This is a genomic window from Bacteroidales bacterium (assembly GCA_013141385.1).
Classification (GTDB): domain Bacteria; phylum Bacteroidota; class Bacteroidia; order Bacteroidales; family Tenuifilaceae; genus UBA8529.
Window position 1 is genome coordinate 1 of sequence record JABFRB010000007.1, and the last position, 12,891, is coordinate 12,891.

A 12,891-nucleotide genomic window follows, 5' to 3' on the forward strand; every position below is an offset into this window, starting at 1 on the left:
TAACAAAAGCTATTGCGGCGTTTGATTCCATTGTAAGCCAAACAAGGGAAATTGTTCGCCCTGGCCGAAAGCATGAAAGAAAAAAACGCCCAAAGAAACTCTACTATATGAATTACAAACCTTTATAACTTAAGTCAACGACATTGAAATAAGATGCATTAAAATGAACTTTTCGCCAAGTTAAGTTAGTAATAAAGCATAAAATAAAGCTTATCGGTTTTCGGGTATATAAAATTGTTCGAAATGACCTTACAAAAATTTGAAAGTAACTGAGATTCTTTCTCGTTAACCACTTCATACCAGCTTCAATCTCAAATGTACTCATATTGTTTACCTTAAGATATGCATAACTTATTCCATTTAAGAAACGATAATCATAAGGAAAATTAGTGTTTAAGACCAATTGACTATCCATGACTCTTTTCCACAATTTAGTCCCAGGATAAGGCGTTAAAAATGAAATTGTCGGAATATCTATTTTCTGTTGTTTAATAAATTTGTACATATCATCGTATGTTTGCTTATTGTCCTCCTCATTGCCTATTATAAACATACCATTAATCATTATGCCATATTTGTGAAAATATGAAACAAAACCATTATCCTTGAGTATTCTTGAATTAAACTTCTTATTCATCTGTCCTTGAAGCACGTTTTCAGAGATAGATTCTATTCCTACTAATACTGCATAACATCCTGCCTTACTAGCCATTTCTAAAAGAAGTTCATTTTGTACTACAGTAACAGGAAATTGACCAGCCCAACTCTTTTTAATTTTTCGTCTTATTATACCTTCACACAATTCAATAAATCTTGCATGGTCTGCCTTTGAAAAACCTATAAGATTATCATCTGCGAACAATACAAATTTTGCCGGAATCAGCTCTAATTCATCCAAAACATCCTCAATTGGTCTTTTTCGATAATTCAAACCATTAAATGCGGTAACGCTACAAAACTCGCAATCCATTCCACAACCTCTTGTAGTTTGCATTATTCCAAGTTTGTATTTTTTATTAAACAAATTATGTCGTGCTTTTGGCAAATCTTTTAGATCGTGTAATTCTTTAGTTTGATATACTTTTTTTAATGAATTTTGCTCAACATCTTTTAATAAATCGCACCAAACTAATTCTGCTTCTCCTTTCACAACACTATCACAATATTGAAGAGCTTCATCTGTGCACATTGTTGGATGAATTCCGCCTAAAACTACCGGAATATTTTGTTTTCTATATAGTTCGGCAATCTCGTATGCTCTGTTTATCTGACTCGTCATCGCTGTAATGCCAACAAGGTCACATTCTTCTACCCTGAATTCATCAAAAGTTTCATCATAAATAATGACATCCCAATTACACGGCGCTAAGGCAGCGAGCAATCCTAAACCTAAAGGTGGAAATTGTGTTCCATTTTGGTTTGCAACTTGTGCATAAGCCTTAGGATTCCATAAAATAAGTTTATATTTTTTCATTTGTTTTTCAAACTTAAATACTAAAAATAAAGTTTATATTGAAATGTTGGAAATATACCTAGCTGATATACATATTCAAGTTGTTTGGTACGAACACTATATATTTGAGTAAATACATTTTTTGTATTAAAAACATTATCAATATTTATAAAAAAATCATGCATAACTTTAGTTCGATTCAGCCTATAGGTAATTTTAAAATCTGTTCGAAAATAGTCGTTTTGTTTTTTACTATATGCAAGGTTATCAATAAACACAGCTTTATTTTGAATTTTTGATTCTTCGGCATCAATTGGTGTATATTTTCTGCCACCAGCATAACATGTTTTAATATCAAAAATTATTTTACTCTGTTCTCCAATTTTAAATTCTTTTCCTAAAAGGAAATTTAAAATATAGTTTCCATTAAATGCTGTATTTCTTAAAACACCGTCACTTCCCTTATATTTGCTATCAAATAGTGATGTTGATATTAAATAATAATACCCTTGGTTATAAAGCTTTTCTAAAGATAATTCAATACCGTAATTTCTACCAGTACCTTTATTAATTAGGCTGTCTTCTGTAGGAGTTATATAAGTACTTCCATCATTTGACATTGAATAGCTGCTTTTACGCCCTCCTTGTATAGGTAAATCATATAAATATTGATAATATCCTTCAACCTTGAGTGTACTATTACTACTAAGTTTCACTTGATCCCCTATCACAAAATGCTGACTTCTGATAAACCCTAAGTTCTTATTTGTATTTATTACTCCACTAGGTGTATTTGTTGATACATAATAAGTATGCAATGTCTGCATTTGTTCATGATGCCCATAACCCAAGCTAATAGTATTATTTTGAGTTACTTGGTAATTAACACCAAATCGCGGTTCAATACTATACGTTTTGTTCATATTTAAATATTGAAAATGTACACCTGTGTTAATTGTTACATTATCCAATACCTTATATTGCCAGTGTGTATATGCGCGATACAAATTAATTTCACCTATACCATTTCTATCAAATTGTTTTATACTTCCATCAATATTTCTGAAATAACTGGCCAAATTAAAATAATTACGATCTAGTATTATACCCGTTTTGGAATTAATTCTTGAATTAATAGTATATCTTAAAAAGGTTTGAATAGTCAGCTTTTCCTTAGAGGTTTCGGAACGAAAAAAAGGTATAGCAGCATTAGAAGGTAAACTTATCGAATCAATATTTACATTTTCAAATTTCCCGGTTACCCCAAATGTAGTCTTAATAAACATTTTAGTATTTAAATGATATAAATGAGATACACCCATAGCTCCCATACCAGAAGTATAATAAGTATCGTTATTTTCAGTCATTACCTCATTGAAAGTACTGTTATCTGAATTCTTAAAAAGTACTTTAAAAACATTATTGCCACCAATTCCGAAAAAAGAAAATGTGCCAATTTTTTTTGTAGGAATATTAAACTTAAACATAGCATCCTGATAATCTGCTTGTCCTGCATAACCTAAATTAAGTCCAAGTGCTTTTAAAATTGATGTAGTAGAGAATCTATAGTTAATCAAATAAGATGCTTCTGAATTTTTAGAAAATGGGCCTTCAAGCATAAATTCAGTACCTAATGCTCCAATTTGAAACATATATTCTCGTTTTCTAAAGTTTCCATTTCGGAAATTTAAATCAAAAATGCCAGAAGTTGCATTACCATATTCTGAGGGAAACGCTCCCGTTAAAAAATCAGAATTAGCTATAGTATTATAGTTAACCATACTTATAAAGCCGCCATTACTCCCAATACCTGAAAAATGTTGTGGCCCTGGGATATCTAACCCATCCAAGCGCCAGAGTAATCCGTTAGGTGAGTTTCCCCGTATTACAATATCATTCCTCCCATCATTAACATTTGAAACTCCTGGATAATTTGCAGCAATCCTTGAGATATCATTCCTTGAACCAGCATAACTACTAGTTTGATCTATACTAATTTGTCTCGCACTTATTGGGGCTAAGTTGTTTAGAGCCTTTTCTCTTGAAGCTTTAACAATGACTTCATCAATTGCCAAAACTTCACGTTCAAGTTCAATATTTATATTTAGCTCTTTACCTGAAAATAGCTCTAAATTTTGCATTATGCAGCTTTTATAACCAACAAGTGAGAATTTCAAACTCACACGCCCTAAAAGCACATTAGAAATAGAATAATAACCTTTACTATCACTAATAGCACCTTTTTGGGGATTTGAATTCACTACCACTACATTTACCCCCTCTAAAGGGATTTTTGTATCTCTATCCAAAATATTTCCCCAAATATTTTGTGTTAAATCCTGTCCTTTTATATTAAAAAAACTAATTACTAGAAGCAATATGCTCAAAAATATTCTATTCATTTTATTTACAATTTAATATTTCACTTATGTAGTTATTTGCTAATTCGCTAGTATTGTATTTTTTATATTCATTGCTTAATTCAATAGCCTTAAACCTATAACTATTGTTATTTAAAATTTCCTCAACCGCTCCTTTGATATCTTTAGTGCTAGGCCTGCTGGTTTTCAAATTAATCCCTAACCCAGACCATTCGACACGAACAGCAATTTCAGGTTTTTCTTCGGTTTCGCCAGCTACAATTACCGGTACTCCATAACGCATTGCTATATTAACAGTTCCATAACCCCCGTTTGTAATTAATATATCAATATGCTCAAAAAGTAACTCATAAGGGATAAAACTTTCAATAAAAATATTAGGTTTAAATGATTCACGGATTAAACTATCCATTTCTTTTCTCCCACATGAAGCAATTACTATAACATTTTCTCCTTCTAATGCTTTGCAGGTAGGTATTATTAAATCATCAAGGTTTAAACTTAATGTGCCTTGTGTAACATGAACGATAGGCTTTTTCGTATTTTTGATACAATTCCACCATTTGGGTAAGTTGAATTCTTTGGGATAATTTTGAAATTTAGAACCTATAAATTTTACATTTTTTGAGAGATCGCTTCTAGGGTATTCAAATGAAGGTATTGTACATTGCAAATAAAGGTCACACATTTCAGGCAAATTGGTAAAATGTGTTTCTAATTTTGGCAATTTGCATTTTTCTGTAAGTATGCGATTGTAGTATATTTGTAAGTCAACAGATGCAATTTTTTTAAATATAAAATTGAGTAGCGTATTTCTTATTTTACCGAGTAGTGTGTTATTTGGATACAAGCCTGTGCCTTGAGGTGCAGTATCCTTGCTTGTCATAATGAAAATTGAAATACCAATTAAAACAACTGGAATTTGTCTTTTCTTTTTCAACACCAGGGCTGACCAAAAGAAGTTATCTGCTATTATTATATCAGCATTAAATGTCAATAATACTTCCTCAATATCTTGAATTATTAAGGGAATAGGTTCGATGCATAACTTAATTGTATCATACTTGGCTTTTTTTACTCCTTTCATTTTCATCCTTTCAGGAAAACATAAATCCAGTTCATCTGTGAGGTCAAATGCATGTTTTAAGCCAATAAATGATGCCCCGGTTCTGGTGATCGGCTCTTCAAATCTATTTGAAGAATACCATTTTACAATATGGCCATTTTTCACCAACTCTTCTGCAATTGTAAGCATTGGAGCAATATGGCCATTTAAGGGTATCGAAGCAAAAAGAATATTACTCATTACTTAACTCAATAACATTATTATTTACTCAAATAAAATTAGCTTCTCTAGCCTTTCAGGTAACAGTAATTTTACATTTGGCAATTTCTCTTTTAATAAACTTTTGAATTCGTCTGCACATCCAATTGTTTGCATAAAAGGTTTTAAAAAACCTGATAACTTGACATTTCCATATGATGTCGGAATAATATTTTTACTTTTGAGATATTCCAAACATTTTATAGCATCCTCTGGTCCCATTACAATTTGTCCAATCATTGAAATCTTTACTCCTATAATTGGTATTAGGGCATATTCAATATTGAACTTTTCACCAATATCTTTAAATGCTTTAACATAGTTTGTATCTCCGGTGAAATATATTGCCTTATTATTGTAATTAAAAACATACGCATTTTGTTTTACTAACTTGGGATGTTCTGCAGGTACAGCTGTGATGGTTAAATGCGGGTGTATTATTTCAATTGTTTCCCAATAATTTAAAACACTTGTATTAATGTAGCCTGCTTTTTTCACAATCTTCATAACATCCTCTGGACAAATAATTCTTATACTTTTATCCAAAAGATTTAATGTGGGTAAATGACAGTGATCAACATCTTTATGGGTAATTACAATAATATCAATTTTAGGCAATTCATCAATTTTAATTGGAATACCATCTACATGGACCAATTTTAATACTGGTAGCATAGATGCTGATCCAACTATCCATGGATCTAAAAGGATGGTTACACCTTCAATACGCAATATCCAAGTATTTATGTCAATTCTTTGAATATAATTATCAACCATACATATTTAGTTATATTATCAAATACAAATCAAGTTAGGCTTACCTCTTTATTAAACTTCGTGACCAGCTCCTCAATTTTATTAAAATTGCCGGTTACAAAAATATTTCTATTCACATCTCTCATTTCTGAGTTTGAATAATTCAGTTTATCTGCAAATAATAATGTTATTTCATTAATGCCTGTATTTATACCGTTTTTTTCTAAGTAGGTATTAAGTATATCTGTAATTACCATCATTTCATAAAAATTACGCCCATCAATTTTATAAGGTAAAGTTTCCCATAAAGGTGGTGGCATTAAAAACCGAATTGTATAAGTCATCATTTTGGAATAGTAATCAGCATCCAATTCAATATTGTATTTCTCCTTTTTTTCAAACCATTCTGAACCAGGTATTACTCCTGGCATACAAAGACTAATACCGTCTATACCTAAATCAATACATAATTTCTGTGTGTCTAAAAAACTTTGCATAGTTTCTCCAGGGGCTGGGACTATTAAACTAGCAGTCGCCTTAATTCCAGCATTCTTGCACAACGAAATTGCTTCTTTCATTTTTTCAACGGTTGTTTTTTTGTTCATGGTGTGCTTTAAAATGTCAGGATTTCCTGATTCTATACCAAAAAGTATTGAATAGCAACCGGCCTCCTTTAAAAGACTATAAAATTTAGCGGAAGAATTTCTAGCATAACCAAATGAAACAAATTGAATTTTTAATTTATGCTCTAATATTTTTTTACAAATTTCTTCAATTAATTCAGCTGGGGGGTTCGATCCTGCTAGTCTAAAGCAATTTGTATTACACTTTTCGCTTGCATCCTTAAATATTTTAATAATATTCTCGGGACTTCTTTTTCTCCACTTTTTCCCGCTTTTTTTGGGATGAGGGCAAAAATTGCAACAATTCGGGCAACCTCTGCTCTCATCTATCATAATAATATTTATTTTGTCGTTACCTTTTAACGCCGGATAAATATCTAGATCGTAAAGTGGTACTGCATGTAAATCAAGATTTTCAACCCTTTTAATAGCATTTATTACTGGCTTTCCGTTTGTCTTATAAATAATATTCTTTATGTCAATAAGTTCTTTTTTCTGTATGCTCCATTCTGCTAGATCAATTATTGTTTCTTCTCCTTCACCATATGCTAAAACATCAAAAATTTCTGTAAATTCAAATGTTCTCTCATAAAAGTAATCATTATGTGGCCCACCTCCAATAATCTTTATTTCTGGATGTTTTGCTTTTATTGCTTCAGCTATTTCTATACTCCCAACAAAACCTTCTCCTGTCCATAATTTAAAACCAACAAAATCCGGTTTTGCATTTTCTATTTCTAATAATAATTTCTTGATTATACTGTTTTTTAAAACATCTGCTTTTCTTTGAGAAATCACAAGGTTAATTTCTTTAAATCTCTTAAGTGAGTTTTGAAGATTATTTCTTTCATTTAGCTTATTATATGCTTTAATAAGCTCATTGTGTATTTCATCAGTAAACACCTCCTTGATGTGAGAGACAGTACTATAATCAAAAATTTTGGTCTTATGTCCTGCTTGTGTTAAACTTGATGCCAGATTTATTAATCCGTTATCAGGCATAAGTGAATCAAGGCTTGAAGGTATGCTATTGTAGCTTATTAAGAAACTAGTACTTTTTTCCATCATTATAGTAATCAGTTTAAATCATTGATATTCAATAAATGAAAATTCAATTTATAGGGTTCAAATGCTATTATATTTGGAAGTGTCACGGGTGTTCGTGGGTTTTTTAAAAATTCTTTTAATAATATTAATAAAGTTTCCATGGCAGCTAAATTAGCTGTAAAAGCAGGTGCAATGGCATTTGATGGTACAAAGCTTTCAACAACCATTCGTTGTATTAATTCTATATGCTCAACCCCAAAAATTTCTGTAAGTTTTTTAGGGATTTTACCAGAAATACCTTTCGTAAGAAAACTAATAAATTTATCCATTGATTCTCCATTGGGGTCAGATATTGCACATAATCCTCCAAATCCTATTATAGGGAATGATAATACGTATAAGCCTTTTTCCCGTGATTCAATGTAAAGTTTGTTTCTTAATTCTGAGGGAACTTTAATATCAAGGCAGTCTGCAATAATATCACAATCTTTTATAAACTCTATTACATTTTTATCCGTGAGTCCGTCATTAAACCTCTTGATTTTAATATTAGGATTTATAGATAATAGAATTTCTTCATAAACTTGAAGTTTATGTTTACCTAATGAGGAATTAAAAGCTCCCCATTGTCTGTTAATATCAGGCAAGTCAAAATTAGCAGGGTCAGCCAATACAAATTTCTCTATACCCAATCTGGCCATTTGCATAGCATATGCCCCACCAACACCCCCACAACCAGCAATACCAATAGTTACATTCTTCATGTATTCAAGCCCTTCAGCTGAATAGTATGGCATTGTTCTACCCAAAAAATCTACATTCGTATATTCCATTTTTCATTTAATTTTTTATACAATTCTTGTGAATAATTATGAAAACCATTACGTTTATTTAATTCCACTTTAACAAAATTATATCCATCTAGCAGGTCTGTATATTTCATTTTTGCAGGGATATGTACAGCATGTGTTTGATCATACAAACTATAATTATCCATAACAATCCTATCTTCTTTATTAAGTTTCAAACTTAAAGGTGTATTAGGAAAAGGTGATAGAACCGTCAAAGAAGTAGCTTTCATTTCTGTTTCATTTACAAAATCTATTACTCGGTTAAAAACAGTTTTATCTTGCTCCTCAAAACCAAACATAAAATATCCCCAAATATCAATTCCTACAGATTGGATATAATTAACCATTGACTTCTCTTTATTCGTACATGTTCCAGGCATATTTAAACAAATAGCAATACAACCGGACGCAGCAAATTCATCAATCAACACATTATCCAAAACTTCAAAATCAGAAATAATCATATAAGGGAAGTTCATTGTTTTGAAGATTGATAGCAATGTTTTTATAAAATCCCGATCACCAGCTCCAAATATATCATCAGTAAATAATATTGGTTTTTTTTCAATTCTCAGCACGCATTCTATTTCATCAATTACTTGCGTAATAGTTTTTGTTCTAAAAACACCACCGAAAAATATTTTTGTTGGGCAAAAATCACAACCTATTGAGCACCCTCTCGATGTTTGTATACTATGAAAAGCATACTTTGAACTATCTAGAATATCAAATCTCGGTATACATTGTGCCTTTAGGTCGACTAATTTAGCTGCTTTATATGTTTTTTTTGCAGTTTTATTCAACCAGTCATTATGCCATTGAGTAATTGTATCTTCCGCTTCGCCAATAAAAATAGAACTGGAAAGATGCAAGAAGTCTTTATACTCTAAAGAAACATGCATACCTCCTACTAATACATCTATTCCCCTGTCTTGTAATTGACAAGCTAATTGTTTAGCTTCATAAATGGCATTTGTCTTAAAAGAAATTAATGCCAAATCACACAAAACATCTTTCCGATCAACTTTTTGGTCAATAAACTCTAATTCATAATCACTAAGTTTTGATGCTAATATAGGTGCACTTAATGAAGGGCAAAAAAATCTATTTTTTTTAAAATCAAACCAAGTATTCAAAGATTCATTTTCTCCCTTTTTCTGAACATCTATAATTGAAATTTTCATTGCATATAAAATTAATCAACCTTTGCAATTTCTTTTAATTCAGATACAGTAGCAGCATGATAATATTTGTCAGTTTTATAATCCATTCTCAATGATGGTGGCAGCTTATGTTCGTTTTTCTTGTAGTTGAAAGTGTTTTCATGCAAAATTTGTCCAGCCATCCTGTATAGAAATGGTGGTATAAATCTTTTTGATACCCGACCTTTAGCTGTAAATACTTTTTCATCATAAGTTGGGCTTAAAAGCCTCCGCTTTTTTTGTGTACTAGTTGATGCTGTCTTTGCATATAATTCAAGATATTTTTTATAGAAAAGTACCTTCGGCATTTTTGTCTTCATTACCATATACATAAGCGTATAGTAACCATAATGAAAGCTTGATAATTGTTTTTGTTCTTTAGCTTCAAAAAATAATGGAGTGCCGGGGACTGGGGTAAATGGCACAAAAACAGGGTACGTTATATTCATCTCATCAATAAATTTCCAAATTCGATCAAAATCTGATGGCTCAAAATCTGGCATAACAATAAAATGGGCATAGTTTCTAATACCAATCTTTTCAAGTATTTGATGTGCATTTGCATTTTCATCTTGTGATGTTTTTTTATTTAAATGGACTAAATGTGCATCAGTACAAGCTTCCATTCCAACAACAAGTTCTTTTAGTCCTACCTCTTTCCATGCCTCAAATACATGCTGCTTATTTACTATGGTATCAACTCTAGCATAAGCAAGATATTGTTTTTTTACATTATACTTTTTAAGATAAGATAAAACTTCCATGGCATGTTCTTCATTATGAAATGTATTATCGTCAGTTATATGGACAAAATCATATGGCTGATTTTTCAAATCAAGTGCTATCTCTTCAGGTGTTCGTCTCCTGTATGTGCCTCTTGCAGCAACCCATAGCGAACAAAACTTACATCTATAAGGGCATCCCATTGATGTTAATGTAAATCCGACCGGTTGTTCTAAAAACGTATTAAAATAGTGTTTACGATATTTATCTGCATAAGATTTGTTGATGTGCGGCCATTTAATAATTCCAGATTCAGGACATCTCGGTGCTGTAAGAAAAAATGAATCGCCCTGCCTAAATGATAATCCCTTTACCACTGAAAAATCTTTATTATCACTAAATGCAATGACAATTTCTCTCATAGTTACTTCTCCAGGTCCAATACAAATCAAATCAACCTGTGGCTTCTGAAAATCTTCTGGCAAAAGTGTTGCATGCTGACCACCTACTAAATTTAATATATTCGGGTTAATTTTCTTTGCTAACTCCATTATATGCAAAGTAGTATATATCTCACCCGCAGTATGGGTTCTTGTAGCTAATATGTCCGGCTTAAATTCTTTGATAGTTTTAATGAGGTTCTCTTCTGTATCAAACCTTCTATCGAATACATTAATTTCAGCAATATCTTCAATACATGCGCCTAAAAGCAAACACACTAATGGCTCATAATCAGGCAAAAATGTAACATAATATTTGTTATAATTAGGCTTAACAAATAACACTTTAGGTTTTCTGGATAAATTCATAATATTTAATTTTTATAATTGTTACAAATAAGTCATCAGGTTATAACACAAATAAAATTTTCACAATCTACTTTATTTAATGGCTTACCCATTTTTCTTGTGAAAAATTAATTGACAATTGGAAACTCAACCCCTTTTATTATTTCATTTTGAAGTTTATTGTATTCAAATTCACTCATAGCGGGTTCTGTTGCAATATTTAAAAGCTTCTCAACGTCACTTTCCGTTAGTTTTGCATGATTATTCTCAATAAATTTACTTAATGAGTTTTGAAATTTTTCAAATAATTCATAATTATTGAATGTATTGTTAAACAATTTACTACATCTTATTTTTTCAAAAAACACAGAATTTTTTAAATAAACAAAATCTGCAGGTGCATTATTTACTTTTTGAAAATTTTTAGTTTCGCCTAGTTTATTATAATTTAAATATTTAGAATAATAAGTTAAATGCCTTGGATTAATAGTTGCGACATTAAATGAAGCATTATAATATGAGTATGAAACCAATAGTGTAATAATCAAAAGAAATTCGAATGCTAACTTTTCTTTTGTCTCAAAATTTGATAATGATATTGTCTCAACTATTGTATGTCCATTATTAATAAGCATTTCCACCTCTTCTTTGAATATTTCTTCACAGGGTAAACCATACTCACCTCTACATACAATTGTAACAGTATTTAGAATTATATCTTTTTTCTTAATATAAATAGTAATTGTATTATGCTGTAAATTATATTTTGAAAACCAATATTCACTTTTATTATTTTTTGCATATCCTTTTTTAAAATATTCATGAAATAGCATTGAATATATTTTCAAACGAGTGTCCAAATCATTTGCTATATGTATTTCATATCCGTTAATTTCTAACATGGTGTGTAATTTGAATGTGTTCAACTTTTAATAATAATCCTCAATAACTTAGAATCCACATATGTCTTTGTATTGTTTCAAAACAACATTTGTATGATGTAACACAAGTATTTTCCGCGTTAGGTGCATACAAAACTTCTTTGTCATTTATTCTCAAATGCTTATTTAAAAAGTTATGAGGATTTATTGCAATAGATATATGTGATTATGGGTTGCGTTTTCGATTCGAAAACTGATATTATAAATTCAATATTACCGTAGTCAAGTAAAATAATTCGTCAAATGTATTTGAGCAAAAAATAATAAAAGGCAAAATACTAACAAGCTGTTTTTTCTTAGCCTCAATATCCTGTCCTTCTGTAAGTGATAATAATTTATCGTTTTCTTGTATTCTTATATAAGAAGAATTAAGTTCAATTGAGATTGATTGTTTAATAGCTTCAATTTCAACAATAATCTTATTCTTTCCATTACTTTTGACCATTTCACCTGTAAGCCCTTTAAATGAGCCTTCAATAATTTCGACTCTTACTCCTTTCTGAAAGCTAACATCTTCATTTATTTCATTATAATTTTTAATATTTTGCACAAGTAATTTTAAATTATTTATGTCGTTTTCATTAATTCGAGCATAATCCTCCCCGAATTTAATAAGTCTATATACTTCTGGTATAGCTGTAATATGATGCCTAGATCCAGCTTCAATATTTATGAATCAATGTCGTTGACTTAAGCTATAAAGGTTTGTAATTCATATAGTAGAGTTTCTTTGGGCGTTTTTTTCTTTCATGCTTTCGGCCAGGGCGAACAATTTCCCTTGTTTGGCTTACAATGGAATCAA

At 30.6% G+C, this 12,891-nt stretch carries 10 protein-coding genes; all 10 read right to left on the reverse strand.

The window, feature by feature from the left end; genetic code table 11:
• Positions 1-112: 112 nt before the first annotated feature.
• Complete coding sequence (locus HOO91_04745) at positions 113-1,474, reverse strand: B12-binding domain-containing radical SAM protein (GenBank protein ID NOU16849.1); 1,362 nt, start codon at positions 1,472-1,474, stop codon at positions 113-115.
• 20 nt (positions 1,475-1,494) lie between these two features.
• Positions 1,495-3,855, reverse strand: coding sequence for a TonB-dependent receptor (locus tag HOO91_04750; protein ID NOU16850.1), 2,361 nt, complete (start codon positions 3,853-3,855; stop codon positions 1,495-1,497).
• A gap of 1 nt (position 3,856) precedes the next feature.
• Positions 3,857-5,140 (reverse strand): glycosyl transferase, UDP-glucuronosyltransferase, encoded by a 1,284-nt coding sequence (locus tag HOO91_04755; protein NOU16851.1) that lies wholly within the window; start codon positions 5,138-5,140, stop codon positions 3,857-3,859.
• 24 nt (positions 5,141-5,164) lie between these two features.
• Positions 5,165-5,935, reverse strand: coding sequence for a hypothetical protein (locus tag HOO91_04760; protein ID NOU16852.1), 771 nt, complete (start codon positions 5,933-5,935; stop codon positions 5,165-5,167).
• 29 nt (positions 5,936-5,964) lie between these two features.
• Positions 5,965-7,605 carry a radical SAM protein gene (locus tag HOO91_04765; GenBank protein NOU16853.1) on the reverse strand — a complete coding sequence of 547 codons (1,641 nt, stop codon included), beginning with the start codon at positions 7,603-7,605 and terminating at the stop codon, positions 5,965-5,967.
• Positions 7,606-7,613: 8 nt separating this feature from the next.
• Positions 7,614-8,417: a hypothetical protein gene (locus HOO91_04770; protein NOU16854.1), complete on the reverse strand. Its 804-nt coding sequence runs from the start codon at positions 8,415-8,417 to the stop codon at positions 7,614-7,616.
• Positions 8,399-9,619 carry a hypothetical protein gene (locus tag HOO91_04775; protein ID NOU16855.1) on the reverse strand — a complete coding sequence of 407 codons (1,221 nt, stop codon included), beginning with the start codon at positions 9,617-9,619 and terminating at the stop codon, positions 8,399-8,401. Before HOO91_04775 ends, HOO91_04770 begins: the two co-directional genes overlap by 19 nt.
• 11 nt (positions 9,620-9,630) lie before the next feature.
• Complete coding sequence (locus tag HOO91_04780; GenBank protein ID NOU16856.1) at positions 9,631-11,169, reverse strand: radical SAM protein; 1,539 nt, start codon at positions 11,167-11,169, stop codon at positions 9,631-9,633.
• Positions 11,170-11,276: 107 nt separating this feature from the next.
• On the reverse strand, positions 11,277-12,050 hold the full coding sequence (locus HOO91_04785) for a hypothetical protein (protein NOU16857.1): 774 nt from the start codon (positions 12,048-12,050) through the stop codon (positions 11,277-11,279).
• Between the two features lie 238 nt (positions 12,051-12,288).
• Complete coding sequence (locus HOO91_04790; GenBank protein NOU16858.1) at positions 12,289-12,639, reverse strand: hypothetical protein; 351 nt, start codon at positions 12,637-12,639, stop codon at positions 12,289-12,291.
• Between the last annotated feature and the right edge of the window lie 252 nt (positions 12,640-12,891).